This window comes from Clostridium senegalense JC122, from assembly GCF_000285575.1.
Lineage (GTDB): Bacteria > Bacillota > Clostridia > Clostridiales > Clostridiaceae > Clostridium_J > Clostridium_J senegalense.
The window spans coordinates 177,810-202,892 of sequence record NZ_HE611054.1; the positions used below are offsets into that span (position 1 = coordinate 177,810).

Sequence of the window (25,083 nt, forward strand, 5' to 3'; positions counted from 1 at the left end):
GCCGTCCGACAGTTGAGGTTATTACTATTCGCTATGCTCATAGTAATTCTTAACATATTTTTAAATCTAGTTCTGCTAACAAAATTTAAGTAAGCAATCCTCTAAAGTTCTACTTCCATCACAAAAGGGACAGACGCGTAATTGGCTACTTTACTATACTTTAGACTTGATACTTTTGTTGATTTTAGTTTCTCTCCAATATTACTCGAAGTCGGTCCCGAACATCTACGCAGCAAAGCCGCTATTTTAGGACCGGCTTTGATTGCTTTAAGTTTTATTGATAATCTTTCGATTTCACTGTGAAAATAACTTATGGAAAATATACTTTGGTACGCCTGTCCTTCTTGTTACGGCTGTAAATTTTGAATATAACTTTGTTTAATTTAATATCATAAACTCAGAATTTACTCCCTTAAATTTAAAAGAAACTGGTGATCCAGTTTCAACCTAAATTGCCAATTGTCCTTTGTCAAATGTCAATTGTTTTAACTCTTAACTTTTAATTACCTATTGCTGTATTTATTTTTTATTACATAAAAAACCGTACTTAATTTAAGTACGGTTTAACATATTTATTTAGATTTTCTAAGTCTCTTTCCACTATACAAAGCTTCATAAAGCTCTGCTGTCTTATTCCAAGTTCTTTCATCAACTATTCCAGTAACCTTTAATCCAAGCTCTCTTTGAAGTTGTTTCACAGCATTATAAGTTTCATCATTAAACTCACCTGTAACTTCAACTTCATTCACTTTGTAATTATTTTTGGCAATGACATTTATATATTGTTGCAAAACATTAACATAACCATTCATATCGCCAAGCTCTAAATCAACGCCTGGATAAGGGTATAATATGTCTGACATATTTATATTTCTATCGCCACTTAAACTATTATATACTTCTAATAGCTTTTCCCAAGTATTTAATCCAACTTTACCATCTTCACTTAACCCAAAAATTCTTTGAAAAGCCATTACAGCATTTTTAGTTCTTTTACCAAAGACTCCATCTACTTCAATACTAGGTATTTCTTTATAGAATTTTGATATTGATTGTAAATAGGTCTGTAGCCATTTCACATCTTCACCTGTTAAATACTCTTTTAAAACATAACCAGGGTAATCTGGTGAGTAAATAGACGGTTCTGTTAAAGTGGCCTTTTTTAAACCAGTATAAACATCATATATTTTTCTCCAAGTTATTTCTCCTACTATTCCATCCTGTGCTAACCCAAATAATCTTTGGAATTGTATAACTGCATTTCGAGTTGCTTCTCCAAAAATTCCATCCGGTCTAATAGTTGGTATATTATACTGTTGTGAAATAGCTGCTAAATAAGTTTGCATTTCTCGAACCTTTTCTCCAGTTGAGCCATATCTTAATAAATATCCTGGGTACTTACCATCAAATTCTGGATTTGGATATTCTGGATTTTCTTCTTCTAACCCTTTATAAACTTCATAAATTTTATTCCAAGTTTCCACTCCTACTAAGCCATCAGGAACTAGATTGAACAACCTTTGAAACGCTATAACAGCTTCCTTTGTCATATTTCCAAATATTCCATCTGGTCTAATAGTTGGTATATTATATTCTTTAGAAATTGCAGCTAAATAACCTTGCATTTCTCGAACTTTTTCTCCTGTTGAACCATATTTCAATATCTGTCCTGGATATTGTCCTTCTCCACCAGGTCCCTCTGGTTCTGGTTCCTGTTCAAGTTCTGCCAGTCTTTTAACAGCAACATAAATATTAGATATACTATACCAAGTAGCTCTACCTACAATACCATCTTGAGTTAGATTGAAAATCTTTTGAAATGTTTTAACTGCATCCTCAGTTGTCTTATCAAACTTACCATTTGTAACAGGTATTTTAGGAATAGCAGGGAAGTTATCTGATATTCTATTTAATTGCTTTTGAATCACTGCAACATTCTCATTTTCATCATTAAGCCTTAAAGGACTTCCTGGATATGATTCTGGAATTCCTTCAATCACTGTAGCTCTAACTAAATCTTTATCGTATCCAAAATAATACCTTATAATCTCTAAAGCTTTCATTCCATTATTAGCTAATGTTACAGTTCCCCACTGTGATAATCCGGCACATGTAACAGTTGTTCCATTACAATACTGTGCGAAAAATGGTGTTTTATTGCCTATAGTTACAATATATTCACTAAAAATTTCGTCCACTATTTTACTTATATTATCAAATATATTTCTACCCTTAACAAAATATTGATCATAAGCTGTAGAATTTGTTATTTGAAATGGGTATCCTTTATTTCTATACCATTCTGTATAAATTCTATTTAATGCAAAAGATATTTGACAATATATATTTGCTTTTAATGATTCTTCTGGCCATGTTGGATATATTTCACTTGACGCAACATTTTTAATATAATCAATAAACCCTACCGTTACATTTTCAGCTGGAACACTTGGTGGTCCTAAATGAACTATAATAAATTCTGGTATATATGGCCTTTCTAAAACAAAGGGTGTTATCATTGTACCTACTTGTTTATCTCTTGGGGCATTAAATACTAATTGCTGTGGTGGTAATACAATTTTTTCTGTAGACTTGCCAAGTTTACCAAGCCCATTTTCCTCTTCTACTTCAATATTCTGTATTGATGTAGTTTCATCAAAAACGCTTACATTGTCTACCTCAACATCCCTATAACCATTAGTTGAAATGTATATGTTATATCGTCCGTAGGGTGTTACCCCCTCTTCATATGGCTTTTGAGATAGACTTTTATCTGGAGTTGGTACCTCTATTAATGTACTTCTTCCACTAATATCAAAAGCATCATCACTTTCATAAATTACATTACCACTATCTGAATCTGTAATTTTAAGTTTACCTGTTGTCTTTGGCAAAGCATTTTTAAATTTAAATAACCTTACTAATATATACCCTTTTCCCAATATTTTCACCTTTTAAAATTATTCTCATATCATTTTATACAGCTTCATATCTTATTGTGAATAAATGTAAAATTTTTATATACCTAAAGTTTACCTTCTTAACTTTACTAATATTTAAATCCAATTAAATTCCAATTATATAAGAACAATAGAAAAGAATATATAACTACTAAACTAGTGACTCCAGAAATTTTATAATAAATATTAGTTTTTCTTTATTAATACTTACTAAAAATAAAATGCTACCAATAAGACTTAAAATTATTGAAAGTATTAAAAGTATCAATGCTATTTTTATATACCATGTAGCACTATAGTACATATCAAAAGATATTATCCAATATATAATTGTAAATAAAGAAATTACATTTAATAAACTTATAGAAAAAATTGTTAACCTAAATTTTTCACTTATAATACCTGTTGAATCGGTACTTTTTACTTCATTACATAAAACTTTCTTTTTATAAAAGCTTTTTAAAAATAAGATTATAGTTTTTATTATTTGAATAATAAAAAAAGCTACTGCAATGATAAATATTGTTAAGTTTAATTTATAGTTATCCTTTAAAGTCACTTTTTCAAAGTTATCATAAGGCATATTATTGAAAAATACATATTGAATTTTGCCATCATCTTCTTTAAAAGCAACTAATTCATTGTTATCTTCTCTTTTAAAAAGATTATCTGAAACTTTTATTAAAATAGTTTCTTCACTTTCTTTTAAATGACTTGTTCCATTATAAATTAAAGAATTTTTCTTCTCATCGTATCTAATTTTCACATCTTCATTTTCTTCAATAGAACCTAAAAAACTCAAAAATTTTGAAAAGTTGCCTTTAGCACTATCATGATAGGACCTATAAGTTCCTATGTATCTTTTTTCATCATTTAAATCAAGTTTTTTGTTACTATATTCTTTATCTTCGGTTTTAGGATAATATCTATTAAAAAAATCATTCTCTATATTGGTTATAGCCGGTGCCGCTTTAGTTAAATTATTTGATACAATATAAACCCCAACATTTTCTTCAGGACAAAGTAGCATATCACCAAAAAAGCCTATAGCAAGTGCCCCCTCATGGCCTATAACTCTTTTTCCATTAAAGTCTTTTTCCCAAAACCCATAGGTAACCCCTAACAAACTTTTATCATTTGAAAATTGCTCTTTATGCATTAATTCTAATGTAGACTCATTTAAAATATTATTTTCTTTTTTATCATTTTTTTGAAGATGGGCTATCATAAATTTTGCAATATCCGATGCCGTTGAGTTTATTCCACCAGCAGGGTTATCATTATAGTAATAATATTCACTTTGAGCCAGCACATCATAGTTTTTTGCCATATTGTTTAAAGGCAATGCAACTTTACTATTTTTCATTTCTAAAGGGTTAAAGATATTTTTTTCTATATAATCTTCATATCTCAAACCAGATACATCTTCTATAATTTTTCCTAACAAATCTATTCCTATATTGCTATATAAACATACCTTTCCTGGTTCAGTTACAACTATTGGTGTGTGTTTTTTGAAAAACTGTGATAAAGACATCATATCCTTTTCCGTTTTTGCACCAATATATGTAGTTGTAGCTTCATCTATTCCAGAAGTATGTGTAAGTAAATTTTCTACAGTTACTTTTTTTGTAAATTTATTTTCAATCTGAACATCCTTTAAATACTTATTAGCATCTTCTTTCAAATCAATTTTTCCTTGTTCATAAAGTTGCATTATTGCAGTCTCTGTAAAAAGTTTTGATGTAGACCCTATTCTATACGCAGTAGTGTTTATATTAGCTTTAATTTTATTTTCAACATCCTCATACCCTAAGGAATTTTCATAAATTACTTTTCCATCCTTAACAACTATCATAGATAAACTTGGTAATTTATATTTTTCAAAGTTTTCTTTTGTTATATTATCTAAAAATATTTTTAAATCCTCATTGTTAAGCTCTGTAGCAAATACATTGCACGGACTTAATAAACTTATAAAAGTAAAAACAGTGATTAAAAAAAATAAGAACTTATTAACATATTTCATAAATTTTCCTCCTAAACTTTAACTCAAAATAAGTTTAGAAAAAACATCTTACAAACCGTTTAATAAATTCTTAAGAAAATCTTACAATTTTTCATGTGAAAGTAACAATAAAATTTCAAAGACCGTTTTATTATCATCACTATCCACATTAATCTTTCCTTTATGTAAATCAATAATGCTTTTAGCAATGGCAAGTCCCATACCTTTTCCGCCAGTGTTTACATTTCTAGATTTTTCACCTCTATAAAATCTTTCAAAAATATAGGCTTGATCTTCTGGTGATATTTTTTTTCCATAATTTATTATTTTTATGGAAACCATATTATTTATTTCACCAATTTCAACATCTATTTTTTTACCGTTTTGTCCATAAAAAATACTATTATTTATTATATTTTCAAAAAGTCTTATTATTAAATTCATGTCACCATCTATAAATATTTTTCCATCTGGTGCTTTAATGCTAAATGACATTTTTACTTTTTCAAGGTTTGGTATAAAACCAATCATTATCTGATCTATTACATCTTTTATGCTTATAGGCTCTTTTTTTATGTTAATTCCTTTAAAATTTATGCTTGTATATTCAAGTAAATCCTCAACTAAATTTTTTAGCTCATCGCATTTTTTCAATATAATATCTATACAATTATCACAAACTGTTTTATCTTTATACTGCAAATTTTTCATAATTTCCACATAACCTATCACTGATGTTAGTGGTGTTCTTAAATCATGAGAAATATTGCTTATCATATCATTTTTAAGTTTTTCATTTTTCGCATCTTTTTTAATTAGAGCTTCAAGTTTTTTAGACATTATATTAATGTTATTAGCTAACTTTCCAATCTCATCATCTGTAGTTACTGGAATTATTGTACTAAAATTACCCTCTGAAATTATAGAAATCTTTTTATTTATATCATCTATCTGTTTTATAAACTTCTTTGTGAATATATAAAAAAACATTGTAGTAACTAAAATAAACATTAGAAAAAATATAATTAATATATATGTATTTAACATAAGATTTTCATTGGCCCAATTTCCCCAATTAGTATAAGTAACATTGTATTTTATATTTAAAAATTTTAATACTAAAAAAAGAACTAAAAAAAATGATAATAAAATACTTAATAAAAATGACTTTAATATTTTAAACTGAATTCCTTTAAATAAATTAATCTTCAATTTTATATCCTACCCCCCAAACAGTTTTTACAATTTTAGGTTCCCTAGGATTTTCTTCAATTTTTTCTCTAATTCTAGCGATATGTACCATGACTGTATTGTTACCATGAAAATATTTTTCTTTCCATACCCTTTCAAAAATTTCTTCTAAAGGGAAAACTCTGTTCGGATTTTCAGCCATAAGCAATACAATTTCATATTCTGTTTTAGTTAAACTAACTTCTCTTCCATAAACTTTAACAGTAAAATTTTCTTTACTTATTTGTAATCCATTAATTTTTATCAAATCTTTTTTTACATTTTCTTTTTCATTACTATTTAGATAAATATATCTTCTAAGTTGTGCTTTAACCCTTGCCACTAGTTCTATCATACTAAAAGGTTTTATCATATAATCATCTGCACCGGAACTTAGTCCTATAACTTTATCTATCTCTGAAGATTTTGCACTTACTATTATAATTGGAATGTTTTTTTTCATTCTAACTCTTCTACAAACTTCAATACCATCAATTCCAGGCATCATTATATCAAGGATTATTAATTGTATAGGATTATTTTCAATAAACTTAGTTGCTTCCATTCCATTATTAGCTTTTAAAACATCATATCCCTCATTATTTAAATAAAAGCCAATTAAATCTAATATTTCTTTATCATCATCTACTATAAGAATTTTTTCACTACTCATAAATTACCCCTATTCTCTTTATAAATTTTTCATATTTATCAAATAAGAAAACTTAAATTAATATTTTATCAATAACTAACAGATTATTTTAGTTAAAAGTTAAGAGTGAATAGTTAACAGTTGAGGTTATTAATATTCGCCTTGCTCCTAGTGATTCTCAACGTATCTTTTTATAAATTTGCAAAGCAAATTATATTAATGGATTAAAAAGAAAATGGCCTCCACTTTCATCCTGAACTTTTAACTGTTAACTATTAACTATCTTAAGGACCGGCTTTGATTGTTTTAGATTTTATTGATATCCTTTCAATTTTACTGAATAAATAACTTATAGAAAATAGCTTTAGGTACGCCTGTCCTTCTTGTTACGGCTGTAAACTTTGGATATAACTTCAGTTAGCTTTATATCCCAAATTCAAGGTTTAATTCTTCTAATTAAAAGAAGCTGCTTTTCAGTTTCATCCATTACTCTTAACTCTTAACTAACTATAGTTGTACTTATTTTTTCTTAACTGATAACAAAAATTTGATGTATAAATTTAAATTCCCGCTTGTTTCCCTATATAATTATAACATTTACACAAATTAATATAATCTTTTAATTTAGCCATTTTTATATAGAAGGTAGACTATAGTAACTTAGCAATATTGGAACAGTTTCCTTACTTTAAAATTGTTATACTTAAAAAAAGTTTAGGAGGAAAATTTATGATAAATTATTATGGTAACTTATGTACAGAAATGTATGAGATTTTACACGAAAAAGCGCCAGAAGATGAACTAGCTTTTTATCTTTCATATGCAACATCAAAAATGAAAATTTTTGAACCTTTATGTGGTAGTGGAAGATTCTTAATACCCTTTTATGAAAGTGGATTTAATATTAAAGGACTTGACCTATCTAAAGAAATGTTAAGTAAACTGACTGAAAAATTACCAGAAGCTCAAGTGACTAATATATCCCTTGAAAATTATAATCCGAAAGAACAGTTTGATTATATTTTTATATCCTCTGGTTCCGTATCTTTATTCACTGATATGAATATATGCAAATCTATTCTACAAAAAATATATACATTACTGAAAAAAGGTGGCAAATTTGTATTTGCTGTTGATACAGTAGCCAATAAAGGCCAGAATGAAGATGAATATAAAATTATTGAAAAAGTCAAAACAAGAAATGGACTTGATTTGGTGTTAAAAACTAAAAATATTTATAACCCAACAAATAAAATTCTCTATTCTCCTAGTATTTATGAATTAAGAGATAATGAAAAAATTATTAAAGCTGAATCAATGGATTTTCAAATAAGATTATATGAATTAGGAGAATTAGAAGAGATTTTATATAAAATAGGTTTTAGTGAAATAAAAGTATATTCTTCTTTTTCTAAAAAAATAGCAAAAGATAATAACGCTGAAATGTTTTTATATGAATGCCAAGTATAACAATAAAAAGGAAGCATTAGATACGTGCTTCCTTTTTATTGTCAGTTTAAAATACTAAATACAACTATAGTTAGTTAAAAGTTATAAATAAAACTTAAAATCAATTTCTTAAAATATTTTTTTAATTTATTTTTTAATTTTTTCTGAACAAATTTCGACTTTATTCGAGCTTGTTCTTTGTGTGTTTTGCTATAATTAAAACATTTACATAGTCCAATATAATTTCTTTATATAATATTTTTTATTAATTTGTTTAAAAAAAATTCAATTGACATATTCAACAAACATAGCTATACTTTTCATGTAAATGAATATTGCCTCGGTAGGGGAGGTTACTACAAGGATACGGGTTGCTGCCGTAAAAGGATGGAAACATTCTGAACTGGTTAGCAGGTTTTGCCGAACAAAGAAGGCTTAACTTAACGCAACTTCATCGCCTTGCAGAGCCAAAACTTGAACGAGAAAGTGTTGTTATATACCTTCGTCACGTTCAAGTTGACGAAGTTTTTTTACGTTATTTTAAAAATATTGGAGGTGAAAAAGAATGGAAGTAGACGGTAGTAGTTTAGACGGTGAAGATACGCATATTTATGACAAAAATTTAATATATTATTTAGTCACATCCAGTCTTTTAAACTGATTATAATGTGACTCCATCTTATAAAAATTCACGTTTAAAATAAATGCAATTAATAGAATCATATCTATACCATCTTCACTGTTTCTTTACTAATATCAATTCACAAGTATTATAAATAAAAAAATAGTAAAACTATATATAGAAATAATAAATTAGGGTTTTTAAAAATGCACTTATTAACCTTTAGTTGTTTATTGTCTTTTTTAAGAATTCGGAGGTGTGAATTATGATAAAAAAAAGAAAAGTGAACACTCAAAGCAAAGCAAATTATTCTACAAATAAACTTTTTAATTTTAGCAAAATGGATTTAGATAAAGTTTATAAAGAGTTGAATACAGAAGTTAATGGACTATCCAAAGAAGAGGTAGAAAAAAGAGCTGAAATATATGGACTAAATGAACTTGCCCATGAAAAACCATCACCATGGTATATTCAATTACTTAAAGCCTTTATCAATCCTTTTATTTTAGTTTTAATAGCACTTGCTATAGTTTCTTTAATCACAGATGTTATATTAGTCTCTCCAGCAGAGAAAAACTTTACAACTGTAGCTGTTATAACAATAATGGTAACACTAAGTGGTCTTTTACAATTTTTTCAAGAATTTAAATCAGGAAAAGCTGCACAGCAGTTAAAAGCATTAGTTAAAACAACTGCTGCTATATGTAGAAAAGAATCTGGGGTTAAAGAAATAAACATGGCAGACATTGTACCGGGAGATATAGTATATCTTGCCGCTGGAGACATGATTCCTGCTGATGTAAGAATAATAAGTAGTAAGGATTTATTTATTAGTCAATCTTCCTTAACTGGTGAATCAGAGCCAGTAGAAAAATACTCAACATTGAAAAATGACACTAAAGATCTAACTGTCACAGATCTTGATAATATATGTTTATTAGGTACTAATATAATAAGTGGAAGTGCTACAGCTGTGGTTATAGCTACTGGAAATAACACTTATTTAGGCTCAATGGCATTAACTTTAGTTGGCACTAAAACTCAAACTAGTTTTGAAAAAGGAGTAAACAGTGTAAGCGCACTACTTATAAAATTTATGCTTATAATGGTTCCTGTAGTGTTTTTAATAAATGGAATTACAAAAGGTGACTGGTTAGAAGCACTAATTTTTGCAATATCAATTGCTGTAGGTCTTACTCCTGAGATGCTACCAATGATTGTAACAACAAACCTTGCAAAAGGTGCTGTTGTAATGGCAAAGCATAAAACTGTAGTTAAAAAACTTGATGCAATACAAAACTTCGGTGCAATGGACGTATTATGTACTGATAAAACAGGTACTTTAACTTGCGATAAAATAGTTGTTGAAAGACACTTAAATATTCACGGCGAAGAAGACTTAAGAGTTTTAAGACATGGCTATCTAAACAGTTTTTATCAAACAGGCTTACGTAATTTAATGGATGTTGCAATTTTAGAACATGGAGTAACCAATGGTTTTGATAAGCTTGAAAAAGATTATATAAAAGTAGATGAAATTCCCTTTGATTTTTCTAGAAGAAGAATGTCTGTAGTTTTAAAAAATCATGAAGGAAAAAGACAACTTATAACAAAGGGTGCTGTTGAGGAAATGCTTGAAAGTTGCTCTTATGCAGAATACAAAGGAAATGTTGTAGAACTTACTGATAAAATTAAAACTAAAGTTCTTAATATGGTAGAAAAACTAAATAATGACGGTATGAGAGTTATTGCAGTTGCACAAAAAAATAATATTCCAGATGAGAATAATTTCAGTGTAAAAGACGAAAATGATATGGTTCTAATGGGATATATAGGATTTTTAGATCCACCAAAAGACTCTGCAGCCGCTGCAATAAAAGCACTACACAATAACGGTGTAGCAGTAAAAATATTAACAGGTGACAATGATTCAGTAACTAAAAAAATATGTTCAGAAGTTGGTTTAGAGGTTAGTAACGTTGTTCTTGGAACAGAGCTGGATGATATGAGCGATGAAAAATTATCTTCTCTAGTAGATACTACTAACGTTTTTGCTAAGCTTTCTCCACTTCAAAAATCAAGAATAATTAAGATACTTCAAGATAAAGGTCATACTGTAGGTTATATGGGTGATGGTATTAATGATGCTGCTGCTCTTCGTCAATCAGATGTTGGTATTTCTGTTGATACTGCTGTAGATATTGCAAAAGAATCTGCGGATATAATCTTACTTGAAAAAAGCTTGATGGTTCTAGAAGAAGGTGTTATTGAAGGTAGAAAAATATTTGGTAACATCATAAAATATATAAAAATGACTGCAAGCTCAAACTTAGGTAATGTATTTAGTGTATTGGTTGCAAGTGCGTTCTTACCATTTTTACCTATGCTTCCTATACATCTTTTACTACAAAATCTATTTTACGATATCTCTCAAATATCCATTCCATGGGATACTATGGATAAAGAATATTTAAGAAAGCCTAAAAAGTGGAATGCAGATGATATTGGAAGATTTATGATATTTATAGGACCAATAAGTTCTATATTTGATATAACTACATTCCTTGTTATGTGGTTTGTATTTAAAGCTAATGCTCCAGAAATGCAATCTTTATTCCAATCAGGATGGTTCATTGAAGGATTATTATCTCAAACCCTTGTAGTTCATATGATTAGAACTAAAAAAATACCATTTGTTCAAAGCAGAGCTACAACTCCTGTTCTTTTATTAACAAGCCTTATAATGTTAGCCGGTATTTGTATACCATTCACAGCCTTCGGAGCTTCAGTAGGTTTACAAGCATTACCACTATCTTACTTCCCATGGCTTGTAGGTATTTTATTATCATATTGCATAGTAACACAGTTTGTAAAAACATGGTATATTAAAAAGTTTAATAGTTGGTTATAATAAAATAAGCTATCAATTATAAATATCATATTAATCTTGAAACTATATAAAAAGGGTTTGAAAAAATATATTTTTTCAAACCTTTTTGTTTACTCCCTTATTAATCTTCTTTTCTACCTTCCCATCTTTCAAACCATAAACTACCTATTATTAATACTAAAATAAATAATATTACAGCTGGAACTACTCCTTTAAGTAATTCACTATTAAAATAATTCGCTATTACAGATGAATAAGAGTATTCTGGAAAAGTTGCACCTATCATTCCACCTAATCTAATAGACCATGCCCACGGTATATACTGCCATATTCCATCCCCTAAACCTGTTGCCATCAATCCTGCTGCTATAAGTCCTATAGAGCCAATTACTATATTAGGTCCTACTCCAAACATAAAAGCAACTATAAGATGAAAACCATATAAGAATAAGGTTCCAAGTGCTAATAACAATGCTGATTCAAAGAATTTAATATAATAAATATTTTCTACATGTAATACAAATTTCATTCCTACTAAAAATATTGCTGTAGCTAAAAGTAAATCAACTATAGTTATAAAAATAACCATAAGTAACTTACTAACATATATACTTTTTCTAGAAACTGGTTCTGCTAATAATCCAATAAAAGATGCTGCCTGTTCTTCTTGTTGAATTATAAGTGTTGTTAATAGTGATACAACCATTGGTAACAAGAGTCCTAGCCCTTGGCTAAAAATACTATGAATATTTAATTGCCATAACTCACTGCCTCTACTAAAAGATGAATACCAAAGCATTAAAATAGGGTATATTATGGGAGAAAAGTATACCATTATTCTTATAGGTGTATGCTTTGTTCGCATCCAATCTGAAGATATTTTATTTAAAATACTCATATTATAGGACCTCCCTTTTGGCAAACCATTCTGCTGTTAAAAATGATAATACTAAAAAAGTTATTATTGATATGGCCATTCCTAACGTTATTACAGATGGATCTAAAAGTGGATCTACACCTTCTAGTAAAACTCCACTAGGATGAACTTTTACTATAGGACACATTAATCTAGCACTCCAACTCCAAGGCCATATAAACCACATTGGTTTAATTGAAATAAATACGTTTACTCCAAGTCCAACAATACTTGATAATATAGCAGCAAAGGTTCCAAATAGTTCTGCAAGAAATAAATATATAGGAATTAATGCTAATGTAGTTACCCAAACAACTAGATATGCTATTAATATTTGTGATAAATTACCTATAAATTTATTTTCATATAAATATAATGCTATTATTACGGTCATAACTAATATTGTTGTAATTAAAGTATAAAATGATATAACTATTATTTTACTAATCCACATTTTACTTATGTTAACATTTTTAGATTTTAAAGCTCTGTATTGTCCTGACTTTTTTTCTTTCATAGCAGAGAGAGAAGCTAACAGTGCCATACCTATTGGCATTATAGTTATAGACCAATAATTAATAGCACTTTGAGAAAAATAATTGGAAAACACCTCTGCATTAGGGTCAAAATACCTAAGTAAAAATATTCCTAAAAGAGCTATTAATAGTGGCATTAAAACTAGCATTTTTCTTGAAAAAGTTCTCTTATATTTTAAGTTTTCTGATTGTATCATGTTAAACATTTTTCATCACCCTACCCAATTTTTCTAGTTATTACATTCATAAATAATGATTCTAAATCTTCATCTTTTTTTATCTCATTCTCATACATAAGATTTCCATCATTAATAATTCCTATATAGTCAGCAACTTGTTGAACTTCTGATAATATATGACTGGATAAAATTACTGTTATTCCTTCTTTTGCAAAGAATCTAATCATATCTCTAAGTTCTTGTATTGCTACTGGGTCTAATCCGTTAGTTGGTTCATCTAAAATTAATAATTTTGGATTATTTAAAAGGGCTATTGCTATACCTAACCTTTGTTTCATCCCTAAAGAAAATTGAGATGCTCTTTTTTTACCTGTATTTTTTAAACCTACAATTTCAAGAACTTCTTCAATTCTTCTATTTGATACATTTAATAATTTTGCATGAACTTTAAGATTTTCTACTGCTGTAAGATTTCCATAAAGCGCCGGTGACTCTATTAAAACACCAATATCTTTTAAATCATTTCTAGTCCAAGGATGTCCATCAAAATGTATCTCCCCTGATGTTGGATGCAACAACCCAGTTAACATCTTTAAAGTTGTAGATTTCCCAGCACCATTAGGTCCTAATAATCCATAAATTTTTCCTGATTTAATATTTAAATTAACATCTTTAACTGCTAATTGATTTTTAAATTTCTTAGTTAATTTTTTAGTTTGTACTATATATTCACTCATTCTTTACACCTCTTATATTTCTATCTGATATGTGTATATTAACAACTAATTTTAAAGACTTTATAAAGTTTTTAATTTTTTATAAAAATATTTTAGTGTAAAGTAAAAACAGCCTACCCTCTTACGAATAGACTGTTATTTTTATAATTTTATTTAATAGTTATCTTCACGAACTAAATAGTTATTTCCATCTTGATCTTTAAAAGAGAACATACTTCCATATGGCATTTTCATTATCTCTTCTACTTGAACATTATTTTCTTTCATTTCATTATGAGTTTTTTCTATATTATTAGTACTTAAAATTATAGATGGATGAGAAATACTAGCTTCTTTATTTTGAGATTGCATTAAGTTTTTATCGTATAAAACAAAAGTTGTAAATTCATTTTCACTTGGTCCGACTTCTACCCACTTCATATTAGGTCCCATTTGCTTTTCAAACTTAACTACAAAGTTTAATTTTTTAGTCCAAAACTCTACTGCCTCTTGCTGATTATTAACATATAATGTTATTTTTCCAATTTTGTTAATCATAGTATTCCTCCTCATGCTTTATAAAAACATTTTCTTCTTTTGTATTATAAAAATTTCATATTACTTATTTTAATTTATTTTTTCTATAAATGTCTACATATTGTTTTAAAGTAATTTCATAAAACATCTATTTTATATAATTTATCTTATTTTCTTTTCTTCTTGGAGCCTTTTGACCTTCTATTTTTTTATATCCTACTGAAACAGCATGATACACTTTATAACCTTCTGGTATATTACATTTCTTTTTATATACTTCACCTAATTGTGGATGAGAAAATAAACCTTGTATTGTTCCAACCCAACAAGTTCCTATAGACATACTTTCTGCCACTAAAAGCATATTCTGAACTGCTGCTGAAGTGTCTTCCATAGGAGTTGCAGCTTTTTCATCCCCTGAAACTAATATTACTGTAGGTGCATTATAAAATATTTGAAGGTTTTCATTTTCACCTAACTTTCTTAAATAATCATTTTCACCCTTTTGTAAAATCTTTTTAGTTTCATTGCTTATATCATTTAACAGTTCTTTATTTTGAACCACAGTAAAATGCCATGACTGCTGATTAATCCCACTTGGAGCCCACATTCCACCTTCTAATATAAGTTCAAGTTGTTCATCTTTTACTTGTTCATCTTTATATGCCCTTACACTCCTTCTACTTTTTATTACATCTAAAAAAATCTTTTCCATTTTTAATCTCCTTTTATAATACTCTTTTGTTTGTAGGTTAAATTTATCTATTATTTAGTGTTTGTATTTTTCTTTTTATTATAAGGAGTTAAAATGACATTTCTATTAATTTATTATAAAAAAAGAATATACTCATAGGAGTATACTCTTATATATAAATTTAGTTAATTTTTTATTTTTCATTTAAATAGTTTATAGCACTTTCTGCTAAAACAGCAGTTCCTTTATATAACACTTCTTCATCAAGTTTCATTTTAGGATTGTGAAGTGGATAATAACCTTCTTTATCTAAATCACCAACTACTAATGCAAAATATACTCCTGGAACCTGTTGTAAGTAATAAGCTGCATCTTCAGAACCCATAGCAGGCTTAGGTAATTTTACAACGGAACCTTTTTCTAATAATTCATTGCATGTATTGTCCACTAGTTTCACCATATTATTGTTATTAATAAGTGCTGGATAGCCATATACATACTTATATTCATAGCTTGTTCTCATAGATAAACTATTAGATTCTAATATTTGACCTATTCTTTCATTTATATAATCTCTTAAATTATTATCTAAAGATCTAACTGACGCCATCATTTCTACATAATTAGGTATTATATTAGTAACAGCGTGTTCTGGTTGCTCACTTTTTACATTTACTATGCTTAAAGCTACTGAATCAGTGGCACTTAATTCCCTGCTAACTATACTATAAATATTATTTATAAGTTGAGCAGATGCCATTATAGGGTCAATACAAAGCTCTGGTGTTGAAGCATGACCTCCATTACCTTTAATTTTTATAAAAACTTTATCTGATGATGCTAAAACTTGATTTTCTTTCAATGCTATTTTACCTGATTCAAAACCTTTAGCTATTGCAACGTGTTGAGCTATTAGTGCGTCCACTTTAGGATTTTCTAACACACCTTCTTCAATCATAACTTTAGCTCCGCCATCAATTTCTTCACCAGGCTGGAATATAAGTTTTACTTTACCATTTAACATATCTTCATTTTCTTTTAAAATTTTAGCTGCTCCTAAAAGCATAGCTGTATGAGCATCATGGCCACATGCATGCATATTTCCATTAGTGGATTTAAATTCAAAATCTGTTTCTTCTTTAATAGGAAGTGCATCTATATCTGCTCTTAATGCTATAACCTTTCCTTCTTTCTTTCCTATTACAGCACTTATACCTGAGCAGTTTTTATAAGTTTTGCATTCTATCCCCATTTTTTCTAATTCTTTTTTTACATATTCTTGAGTTGCTGGTGTATTTAATCCTACTTCAGGATTTTTATGAATATATCTTCTCCAATTTATAATATCTTTTTCAATATTTTTAGCTCTATCTATCATCTTCATATTTATCTTCTCCTTTAAAGAACTAGTAATTTAACAATTTCAAGTAAAAACTCTAGCTTGGATAAAGCTTTTATAGGGAAATAATCTTAAATTTTATCATCTGATAATTTATATTAGAACCCTTTAAATAACTTATATATAAATTATATTTCTACTTCTGTTATATAACTAATCTTTATTTTTTATATATAGTTATAAAGTTTCCTTATATACATTTTTTTATTACTTGTTTTATTACTATATTATTTGGTATAAACTATTGATATGAAATTAAAAAAGGGAGGGGAATTTTATGAAGCTTGAACAGATAAATTATATAATAGAAGTTGCAAAACTTGGCTCTATTAACAAAGCTGCAAAGTCGTTACTTATGAGCCAACCTAATTTAAGTTTATCAATAAAATCTTTAGAAGATGAACTTGGCTTTACTATTTTTAAAAGATTACCTAGAGGCATAGAATTGACTAAAGAAGGTGCTATATTTTTACAACATGCTAAATCTATCAACACCTCTATGGATTCTATAAATAAATTAGCTAAAAAAAATAACACTATTTCACCAATAAACTTTTTTATTTCTGTTCAATATAGTTCCACAGTATTTTACACCCTTGTTGATTTAATTAAAAAATATAGGGACGCTGAATTAGATTTTAAAATACAACAAACAGATTTTTTTAGTATCATAGATAACATTAATCATGGTCATTGTGATATAGGATTTATTAGTATTCCTAATACTCAAAAATTTTTAATAGATAATATACTAAAAATGAATGGCTTAGAGTTTATACATTTATCTAATACAAGGTTATGTGCATACATGGATTCTAGCCACCCATTATCTATAAAATCATCTGTATCACTAAGTGACTTACTTAAATACCCTTTGGCTCACTTAAATATATCAGACAAGTATTTTTTATATTCGTCTTTTCTAAACCAAATTAAATTTGACGATTTTAAACAAAAAATATCAGTAGATGATTATTGTTCACTATTATTTTTACTTAAAGATTTAAATGCTATTACCTTTACATTTAAATTTGATAATCTGACACCTATGCCTAACATAGAATCTTTTCAGGGAACTTTTAAAAGCATCGACTTAAATGAAGATATCACTTGTTCCTTTGGCTATATAAAGCCTATATCCTCTGAACTTTCTCCAATTGCAGAAGAATTCTTGGAAAACTTCAAAAGTATTTTATAGTGAACAATCCTCAGAGTTAAAGTTATATATTTATTAATTCTTAACTGCTTTGGGGACTGGCTAACTTTTTTTATTTATGGTAAGAAAATTTAAAGAGCTGGTTTTTATTTAATGAAGTTACATTGGTGGTGCCTATCCTATTTGTTACAGTGCTACACTTTGTTATTAACCTTTACTTTTGATTTTCTCTGAAATCTTAAATTTACTCCATTCAAATTCAAACTTAAAGATACATATAACGTAAAACGTAAAAGGTAGATTGAGTACTTGACCCTATCTACCTTTAAACTTTTCTTTTAAATTATGACAAACACTCTTCTCCGTTACTAACCATAACTAGAGTATCTCCACTTTCTATAACAGTAGAACCTTTAGGTACTACTATTTCTCCTTTTCGTTTTATCATAACTATTAGAATTTCTTCTGGAATATTTGCATCCATAATAGTTTTATCTACCCATTTGTTATTTTCTGAAACACTTATCTCCTTAATTTCAGTACATTTTTCTTCCTTATAGTCATTAAATGTTTTTAGAACCGTAGTTTTATTATCTACTAAATCTAGTTTCTGTGCTACCTTTGGTATTAATGTACCTTGAATTGCTACAGAGAATAGTGCTATAAAGAATATTATATGATATATGTCACTTTCTATAGGCACTCCATAAGTTACAGCATAAATGGCGAAAACTATTGACGCGGCACCTCTTAGACCTACCCAGGAAATAAAAACTTTTTCTTTATTTGAAAATTTAAATGGTTTTAATATGATAAATGTGGCTAATGGTCTTGCAATAAATATCATAAATATTGATATTGCTGTTGCTATTCCAATAACGTATGGTAATTGGGATGGAAATGATAGAAGACCTAACATAAAGAATAGTCCTATTTGCATTATCCAAGAAATACTATCAAAAAAGTGAAATAAACTTTTTTTATGTGGTATTTTGCTATTACCTATAATTATTCCAGCCATATATACACTTAAGTATCCATTTCCTCCAATAAATTCACTTAATGAATATGAAAGTAATGCAATAGCTGTTATAAATATAGTGTAAAAACCTTCTACTTCAAAATTTGCCTTTTTTATTATAAATACAGATGCTTTTGCAAGTACAGTTCCTACTAATAATCCAAATATTATTTGTGCTAATACCATTGGAACTATGTTACCTACACCTGAATTAGACATCAATGTTAATATAACTAAAGTTAACATATATGCAATAGGGTCATTACTGCCGCTTTCTACCTCTAATAAAGATGCTAATGAACCCTTTAAATTTAGCTCTTGTGCACGGAGTATTGTAAATACCGATGCAGCATCAGTTGATGCTACTATTGCACCTATAAGCAGACCTTCTAAAAGATTCATTCCAAGTACAAAACTACAAAATAATCCTGTAAGACCTGCTGTTACTATAACGCCTAATGTTGACATTAATATTGATGGAATAGCTGTGGGCTTTGCCATCTTCCAGTTTGTTCCGAATCCACCATAAAACATTATGAAAACTAATGCAAAAGAACACACTAGTCTAGTTAGCTCATAATTATCAAAATATATTCCTACAACACCATCTGATCCAAATAGCATTCCTAGGACAATAAAAACTAAAAGCATTGGAACTCCAAACTTGTAAAAAACCTTGCTGGATGTTATGCAGATTAATAAAACTAATCCACAAGCAATCATTAATTCAATCATAATACCTCCTTAAAAAAATATTTAGTGTATATACAATAAATTATACCAAAGTATCCACTAATATTTAGCCATTTAATTAAATAGTAACAATTTATTAAGATTTATCATATAAATAATGTAAAACTTGTAAATATAAATGCCTTACAATAATCTTTTTTAATTGTTTTATAACCTTATGATGATTTATTTTATAAATTTTATGCAATTAAATTCATAAAACTTTTAAATAATAATCTTTATAAAAGACCTTCATTGAAGTATATTTAATTATTGTATATAATACCCATTTATATAGTATATTTTATAATCTATAAATATATTTATTAAAACGAGGTGTGATAAATGGAAATTAATTATTGGGTATCATTATTTATGCTTTTAGCTGGTCTTATTCTTAAATTTTACCCTTCCAATTGGAGTAACGGTAACATAGGGATTAAAACTCCTACGACTTTAAAGAGCAATAGTAAACTAAAAGAAGGTAATCGCCTTTTAGGCAAAATGTTCATTATTTGGGGTCCTTTATCTGCATTAATCTGTTTTTGTATTAGCATTAGTTCTTTAAACCAATATATAACTATTAGAAATTTTTATTATAAATTTACAGTATTAATTATTTTAATTTTATTTGTTTTTGTAGAAATTCATATTAAGAAAAAAGATTGATTGATAAAATATATTAGGTTATATATAGGGAAACAAGCTCCAATTTAAATTTATTCAATAACTTTAAAATATTTTCACACAAGATACAGTGTTGAATTTTAAGTGATTCGGAGCATATCTCACTATTTTAGGTATCCAAGTTTTGGAATGGATAATTTTAAAAGTCAACTTGGAAACCTATAAATAAGGACAGTTTTAAATTTAAATTTTAAAACTGTCCTTGCTTAAAATCAGAAACACTAAACTTATCTTTAATTTAATATTTTTTTCTTTTATATGTTGTTACAAATAACATTGCAAGTAGTACTAATACTAATCCTGCTCCGTAAATTATAGCATCACTACCAAGGGAAGTAGTCGCAGTTTGTCCTGGCATTTCTTTATGTCCGCCCATATTATTGCCTTGCATGTTTTGAAATTTGCTAATCATGCTTTCATCTACGCCCAATTCCTCTAACTGTGCTTTTTCTTCATCCGTTAGCTCATCTGCACTTTTTCCTTTTATAATTGACATAACTTGTTGCATATTTTCCATGTTCGGCATACCATTGTTATCACCTTGATTTTGATTATTGCCATTCATATTAGGCATTCCATTCCCATCATCTTTGTTTTGATTATCGTCATTCATATTAGGCATGCCATTTCCGTTCACTTCTCCATCTTTAGCATTTTGGTTTTGATTATCACCTTTCATGCCACCGCCCATTGATTGTTCACCTAATGCTTTTAAATTTAATGTTGTACTTACATTTCCATATTCTGTGGATGATTGCTCTCCACTTAATTGAGATAATACACTTTTAGTTCTATCTTCACCAAAAGTAAGTAACTCAGGGATAGAGTTTTTATATTCTTCATAAGTAAAGAAAGCAGTAGCATCAGTTTTTACATAATCTCCAATTAGTTTATCTAGATTTGTAACTGAATTTGCAAATGTACCATTATTAAAATACTCGTTAGCAATCTTTTCTAAATATTCATGATAAAGTTCCTTATATTCATCGACTTCTAAAAGTTTTCCTATTAATGGCGCATCTTCTAAATTACCTGTAACTGGCGAATCAATAGGAAAATTCACTGCTTTCGTACCATCACTTACAGAAAATCCTGCAAAAGACATATTTAAATCCCATGGAAGCATTTCACATACTCCATCTTTTTCGTAAAGATAATAATTGTGATACATTCCACCTGAATAACTATCTAAATTAACTAAGAATGTATTTACAGCAAAGTATTTTAATACTTCTTCAACATTTAAATAATCTTCAAGGTTAGTTCCGTCATTAAGATTCTTCATCATATCAATTACTTTTTCAAACTCTGCATCTGTAGTGCTTTTAAATATAGCACTATCTCTAAGTGTAGAATAACTATCTACATTATCGTCTGTATACTTTAAATCTGCACCGTTACTATTTCCACCCATTCCACCAGGCATTCCTCCTGGCATTCCTTGTTTATTATTATCCTTGTCCCCATTTTCATTTGTATTATTTTGCTCATTATTTTCAGGTGCTTGTCCATTTGGCATATTACCATCTACTTGTCCACCATTAGGCATTTCTCCGCTAGCATTATCTGGCATATTACCGCCAGCAGGCATTTGTGGCATACCTTCTGGATTTTCTCCACCAACCATATTTCCGTCATTTTGCACTTGTCCTTTATCAGGAACATTGCCACCTTTTTCATCACCATTCATCTGTGGCATATCTTGTTTTTCTCCACCTTTATTGGCTCCTACGCCCATAGTTTCTGGCTTATAAAGATTTCCTGCTAATTCTCCATAATTTTTTTCAATATATCTTTCATCTATAACTTCAACACCTAAATATAATCCCCAGTCTTCATCATTAATTTTTATGTTGCTATAAGAATATTCTGGTGTTGGAATTCCTAAAAATTTATATATATCATAAGATAGATATTCTTTCATATAAGTTGCATCTGATATATTATTGTTTAATGCAAGTTTTTCTATACCATGATAAGTTTGTCCATCAACATACTGATCAAAATCAATTTTCAAACTATACCTATCTGTAGTACTATCGTTCGCTACAGAGCTTAAACTTGAATTACCCTTAGGTCTAACCCCTACATTTGTGAAAGTTTCTCCATTTATAGTTATATCTGCACTACGATATTCTTCATCTGTGGCATTTTCTAAAAGCCATTGCCAATCACTTTCATCTATTTTAATATCTATTTCTGTTATACTGTTTTGATCTAAAACATCAGTAATAGTGGAATTTGAAGTTACCTTACTACTATTTGGATTTACAAATACTATTGAAACTACAATGAACATTACTGTTAGTATCATAGTTATTATAGATACATATCCACTATTTTTTTCATTTATCACCCTATATCACCACCTTGTTATAAATATAGTCAAACAAGCTCAAATTTAAATTTATATTAATAGTTAACAGCTTCCTCAGTTAAAAGTGAATAGTTGCGGTTATTACTACTCACTTCGTTCCTAGTAATACTGAACGTATTTTTTGAATCTACAAAAATAAAACTCCTAAGCAAGCAATCACCAAAAGTTTTGCCTCCGTCACAAGAGGGACAGACGCGTAATTGGCTACTTTACTATTCTTTGGGCTAGATACTTTTGCTGATTTTAGTTTCTCTCCAATAGTACTCGAAGTCGGTCCCCATTATTCAGTTTTGGCAACACGTCTAAACAATTAATTCCTTACAGTATTAGCTCCACAACAAGTGGGACAGGTTCATTTGTGTCTGTTTTCTTCCCTTTAACTGTAGATTCCACAATTACTGTATTCCCATAATAATATGAGTAAAGAACCAGTACCCTTATTTTGGTTTTAGTGAAACCTTTAAACAAGCAATTGCCCCTAGTATTGTCTCCATCACAAATGGGATAGGCACGGTAAGTTTATTTTCTTCGCTAACACTTGATGCTCTCCTAATTTTGTATTTTTCACCTAATAAATCAAAGCCTGTCCCTAACAATTCCAAAGAAACTGGATTCCAGTTTCATCCTAAACTCTTAACTATTAATTTTTAACTCTTAACTAACTAAGGGACTGACTAACTTTTTTATTTACGGTAATTAAATTATAAGAGCTACTCTCTATTTTATGGAACTACACTATTCGTGCCTGTCCCATTTGTTACGTCTGTGCATTTTGAATATATCTTTAGTTTGTTTTACATCCTAAACTCAGGTTTCACTTCCTTAAATTCAAGCTTTCCCCCTACATACTTAGCCCTTTAAGCCATATAATCTCCGTTATAACTTACTAAAACAACATTTGAAACCCCATGAATATTGGATACTTCATTAACAAAAGCTGTCGTAGCATTTTTAAGCTTAATTTCAACAGTCATTTCAATTCCATTTGATGGTGAAATTGTTTTAGATTTAACTGCATATTTACTAACACTCTTTGATACTAATTGAAGTACACTCTTTTCACTATTATCATTTTCACAATTAACTACTAATATATATGGGTTATTAACTGTATTTTTGTTGGAAAATAAAACCATAACGATTCCTATAAAAATTGCTCCTATTACTGCTAATGAAATAAGTCCTGCTCCTAATACTATACCTTCACTTATTGACCAAAATAGAAAAGCAATATCCATTGGCTCTTTAACTGCACTTCTAAAACGAACAATAGAAAGAGCACCAACCATACCAAGAGAAAGAACTACATTAGATGTAACTGCTAATATAATTAATGTTGTTACTAAATTAAGTGCTACTAGTGACATTCCAAAGTTTGCTGAATACATAACCCCTTTGAATGTTTTTTTATAAACTTGCATTATGAAAAGTCCTATTACAAATGCAAGAGCCATTGCAATTAACATGTCTAAAATTGATACTGCGCTCATTTTTTCAATGAAACTTGATTTAAAAATGTCTCCAAAATTGATACTTTGTTCTCCCATCATATTTCCTCCTTATATCTTATAAAAATTTTTAATAAATAATTTAACCATATATTCTAGATGCAGCATACTTTGAAATAGCAGTTGCTCTACGGTCATTAGTTTGTATGATATGTTGTATTATTTCTGGTAAAAATTCATCATACTTAACTTCAAGCACTACAAAAGTATTATCTATAGAGCTTATAGTAGGTACATTTGCATCAAAGATACTTTTACTATGAATTCCAGTTCTTATATCCTTATCAAAGGTTATTCTTACATTACCTGTTGGGTATATATAAGCTTCTCTTGTGTAATCCACTATAGTTTTAGGTTTTAGCAAATCACCTTTCATCTTTGCATATAATTCCACAAATAATGGTGTATTACTATGCTTTAAAAACTCAATATCGCCTTCGATTATTTTCTCACACTGCTCTTTTGTTATTTTTGCACTATCTTTTCCACATAACCCATTTATTTTAGACTTTTTTTCTAGCTTAATAAATGAATAATCATCGTTGTAAAATCTTATACGAAATTTTTCTCTACGATTTATTCCATTAATCTTTTCCATTAAAGCTTTGTCATTTAAGTTATCAAAATAAAGACTTCTAATTTTATATTCATTATTTTGGTTAGCATTTTTGTCTAACCTCATAATCTGAGTTAACCTATTTTTGATAGCCATATAGTCTGACATGTTTATATAATGCTTAAGCTCGTGTCTAAACTTCTTTTCAGCCATAAATTCAACACCTCCAATCTCTTAACAATACCTATTCTATATAGT

The 25,083-nt window shown here is 28.5% G+C and carries 20 protein-coding genes and 1 riboswitch; of the genes, 4 read left to right on the plus strand and 16 right to left on the minus strand.

The window, feature by feature from the left end; all coding sequences use genetic code 11:
* Positions 1-101: 101 nt before the first annotated feature.
* The 5 genes from CSGHG_RS24735 to CSGHG_RS16870 all read right to left on the minus strand — a co-directional run bounded on the left by CSGHG_RS24735 (position 102) and on the right by CSGHG_RS16870 (position 6,871).
* Complete coding sequence (locus tag CSGHG_RS24735) at positions 102-236, minus strand: hypothetical protein (protein ID WP_268869874.1); 135 nt, start codon at positions 234-236, stop codon at positions 102-104.
* Positions 237-572: 336 nt separating this feature from the next.
* Positions 573-2,942: a peptidoglycan-binding protein gene (locus CSGHG_RS16855; protein WP_010298043.1), complete on the minus strand. Its 2,370-nt coding sequence runs from the start codon at positions 2,940-2,942 to the stop codon at positions 573-575.
* Between the two features lie 169 nt (positions 2,943-3,111).
* Positions 3,112-4,989, minus strand: a complete 1,878-nt coding sequence (locus CSGHG_RS16860) for a serine hydrolase domain-containing protein (protein WP_010298046.1) — start codon at positions 4,987-4,989, stop codon at positions 3,112-3,114.
* A gap of 81 nt (positions 4,990-5,070) precedes the next feature.
* Positions 5,071-6,180 (minus strand): sensor histidine kinase, encoded by a 1,110-nt coding sequence (locus tag CSGHG_RS16865; protein ID WP_010298049.1) that lies wholly within the window; start codon positions 6,178-6,180, stop codon positions 5,071-5,073.
* Complete coding sequence (locus CSGHG_RS16870; RefSeq protein ID WP_010298054.1) at positions 6,170-6,871, minus strand: response regulator transcription factor; 702 nt, start codon at positions 6,869-6,871, stop codon at positions 6,170-6,172. The genes CSGHG_RS16865 and CSGHG_RS16870 overlap by 11 nt, the downstream gene beginning before the upstream one ends.
* Positions 6,872-7,579: 708 nt before the next feature.
* Between CSGHG_RS16870 and CSGHG_RS16875 the strand changes: the two genes are divergently transcribed.
* Together CSGHG_RS16875 and mgtA are read left to right on the plus strand one after the other, a co-directional pair.
* Positions 7,580-8,320, plus strand: coding sequence for a class I SAM-dependent methyltransferase (locus CSGHG_RS16875; protein ID WP_010298057.1), 741 nt, complete (start codon positions 7,580-7,582; stop codon positions 8,318-8,320).
* 311 nt (positions 8,321-8,631) lie between these two features.
* Positions 8,632-8,792, plus strand: a riboswitch (M-box (ykoK) riboswitch).
* A gap of 394 nt (positions 8,793-9,186) precedes the next feature.
* Positions 9,187-11,832 (plus strand): magnesium-translocating P-type ATPase, encoded by a 2,646-nt coding sequence (gene mgtA / locus CSGHG_RS16885; RefSeq protein WP_010298060.1) that lies wholly within the window; start codon positions 9,187-9,189, stop codon positions 11,830-11,832.
* Between the two features lie 100 nt (positions 11,833-11,932).
* Here mgtA and CSGHG_RS16890 read toward each other — a convergent pair whose 3' ends face one another.
* The 6 genes from CSGHG_RS16890 to CSGHG_RS16915 all read right to left on the minus strand — a co-directional run bounded on the left by CSGHG_RS16890 (position 11,933) and on the right by CSGHG_RS16915 (position 16,773).
* Positions 11,933-12,709 carry a lantibiotic immunity ABC transporter MutG family permease subunit gene (locus CSGHG_RS16890; protein ID WP_010298063.1) on the minus strand — a complete coding sequence of 259 codons (777 nt, stop codon included), beginning with the start codon at positions 12,707-12,709 and terminating at the stop codon, positions 11,933-11,935.
* A 1-nt stretch (position 12,710) separates the two neighbouring features.
* Positions 12,711-13,469: a lantibiotic immunity ABC transporter MutE/EpiE family permease subunit gene (locus tag CSGHG_RS16895; RefSeq protein ID WP_010298067.1), complete on the minus strand. Its 759-nt coding sequence runs from the start codon at positions 13,467-13,469 to the stop codon at positions 12,711-12,713.
* Positions 13,470-13,480: 11 nt separating this feature from the next.
* Complete coding sequence (locus CSGHG_RS16900) at positions 13,481-14,179, minus strand: lantibiotic protection ABC transporter ATP-binding protein (RefSeq protein WP_010298070.1); 699 nt, start codon at positions 14,177-14,179, stop codon at positions 13,481-13,483.
* 153 nt (positions 14,180-14,332) lie between these two features.
* Entirely contained in the window at positions 14,333-14,716 is a 384-nt protein-coding gene (locus tag CSGHG_RS16905) for a VOC family protein (protein WP_010298073.1), read from the minus strand.
* Between the two features lie 127 nt (positions 14,717-14,843).
* Entirely contained in the window at positions 14,844-15,410 is a 567-nt protein-coding gene (locus CSGHG_RS16910) for a nitroreductase family protein (RefSeq protein WP_010298077.1), read from the minus strand.
* Between the two features lie 172 nt (positions 15,411-15,582).
* A complete protein-coding gene (locus tag CSGHG_RS16915) occupies positions 15,583-16,773 on the minus strand; it encodes a M20 metallopeptidase family protein (RefSeq protein WP_010298080.1) in 1,191 nt (396 codons plus the stop codon).
* A 292-nt stretch (positions 16,774-17,065) separates the two neighbouring features.
* Here CSGHG_RS16915 and CSGHG_RS16920 point away from each other — a divergent pair, with 292 nt between their 5' ends.
* Positions 17,066-17,986, plus strand: coding sequence for a LysR family transcriptional regulator (locus CSGHG_RS16920; protein ID WP_010298082.1), 921 nt, complete (start codon positions 17,066-17,068; stop codon positions 17,984-17,986).
* Positions 17,987-18,287: 301 nt separating this feature from the next.
* On the opposite strand, the gene CSGHG_RS16925 is transcribed toward CSGHG_RS16920, so the two are convergent.
* A complete protein-coding gene (locus tag CSGHG_RS16925; RefSeq protein ID WP_010298084.1) occupies positions 18,288-19,700 on the minus strand; it encodes a potassium/proton antiporter in 1,413 nt (470 codons plus the stop codon).
* A gap of 372 nt (positions 19,701-20,072) precedes the next feature.
* On the opposite strand from CSGHG_RS16925, the gene CSGHG_RS25120 reads away from it, so the two are divergent.
* Entirely contained in the window at positions 20,073-20,366 is a 294-nt protein-coding gene (locus CSGHG_RS25120; RefSeq protein ID WP_412766369.1) for an SdpI family protein, read from the plus strand.
* Positions 20,367-20,622: 256 nt separating this feature from the next.
* On the opposite strand, the gene CSGHG_RS16935 is transcribed toward CSGHG_RS25120, so the two are convergent.
* From CSGHG_RS16935 to CSGHG_RS16950, 4 genes are all read right to left on the minus strand, one after another.
* Positions 20,623-22,740: a CotH kinase family protein gene (locus tag CSGHG_RS16935; protein WP_010298088.1), complete on the minus strand. Its 2,118-nt coding sequence runs from the start codon at positions 22,738-22,740 to the stop codon at positions 20,623-20,625.
* Between the two features lie 458 nt (positions 22,741-23,198).
* Positions 23,199-23,363: a hypothetical protein gene (locus CSGHG_RS23420; protein WP_155844785.1), complete on the minus strand. Its 165-nt coding sequence runs from the start codon at positions 23,361-23,363 to the stop codon at positions 23,199-23,201.
* A gap of 255 nt (positions 23,364-23,618) precedes the next feature.
* Positions 23,619-24,308, minus strand: a complete 690-nt coding sequence (locus CSGHG_RS16945; protein WP_010298089.1) for a DUF4956 domain-containing protein — start codon at positions 24,306-24,308, stop codon at positions 23,619-23,621.
* Between the two features lie 43 nt (positions 24,309-24,351).
* The gene (locus CSGHG_RS16950; protein WP_010298092.1) at positions 24,352-25,038 is read right to left on the minus strand and encodes a polyphosphate polymerase domain-containing protein; all 687 of its coding nucleotides are present in this window, start codon (positions 25,036-25,038) and stop codon (positions 24,352-24,354) included.
* Between the last annotated feature and the right edge of the window lie 45 nt (positions 25,039-25,083).

What these genes read in the sequence shown, in the direction of transcription:
- CSGHG_RS16950 (WP_010298092.1), bottom strand. Translation starts at nt 25,038, where the DNA reads ATGGCTGAAAAGAAGTTTAGACACGAGCTTAAGCATTATATAAACATG.
- CSGHG_RS16895 (WP_010298067.1), bottom strand. Translation starts at nt 13,469, where the DNA reads ATGTTTAACATGATACAATCAGAAAACTTAAAATATAAGAGAACTTTT.
- CSGHG_RS16890 (WP_010298063.1), bottom strand. Translation starts at nt 12,709, where the DNA reads ATGAGTATTTTAAATAAAATATCTTCAGATTGGATGCGAACAAAGCAT.
- CSGHG_RS16945 (WP_010298089.1), bottom strand. Translation starts at nt 24,308, where the DNA reads ATGGGAGAACAAAGTATCAATTTTGGAGACATTTTTAAATCAAGTTTC.
- CSGHG_RS16860 (WP_010298046.1), bottom strand. Translation starts at nt 4,989, where the DNA reads ATGAAATATGTTAATAAGTTCTTATTTTTTTTAATCACTGTTTTTACT.
- CSGHG_RS16925 (WP_010298084.1), bottom strand. Translation starts at nt 19,700, where the DNA reads ATGATTGAATTAATGATTGCTTGTGGATTAGTTTTATTAATCTGCATA.
- CSGHG_RS16910 (WP_010298077.1), bottom strand. Translation starts at nt 15,410, where the DNA reads ATGGAAAAGATTTTTTTAGATGTAATAAAAAGTAGAAGGAGTGTAAGG.
- CSGHG_RS16915 (WP_010298080.1), bottom strand. Translation starts at nt 16,773, where the DNA reads ATGAAGATGATAGATAGAGCTAAAAATATTGAAAAAGATATTATAAAT.
- mgtA (WP_010298060.1), top strand. Translation starts at nt 9,187, where the DNA reads ATGATAAAAAAAAGAAAAGTGAACACTCAAAGCAAAGCAAATTATTCT.
- CSGHG_RS16875 (WP_010298057.1), top strand. Translation starts at nt 7,580, where the DNA reads ATGATAAATTATTATGGTAACTTATGTACAGAAATGTATGAGATTTTA.
- CSGHG_RS16905 (WP_010298073.1), bottom strand. Translation starts at nt 14,716, where the DNA reads ATGATTAACAAAATTGGAAAAATAACATTATATGTTAATAATCAGCAA.
- CSGHG_RS25120 (WP_412766369.1), top strand. Translation starts at nt 20,073, where the DNA reads ATGCTTTTAGCTGGTCTTATTCTTAAATTTTACCCTTCCAATTGGAGT.
- CSGHG_RS16920 (WP_010298082.1), top strand. Translation starts at nt 17,066, where the DNA reads ATGAAGCTTGAACAGATAAATTATATAATAGAAGTTGCAAAACTTGGC.
- CSGHG_RS16870 (WP_010298054.1), bottom strand. Translation starts at nt 6,871, where the DNA reads ATGAGTAGTGAAAAAATTCTTATAGTAGATGATGATAAAGAAATATTA.
- CSGHG_RS16900 (WP_010298070.1), bottom strand. Translation starts at nt 14,179, where the DNA reads ATGAGTGAATATATAGTACAAACTAAAAAATTAACTAAGAAATTTAAA.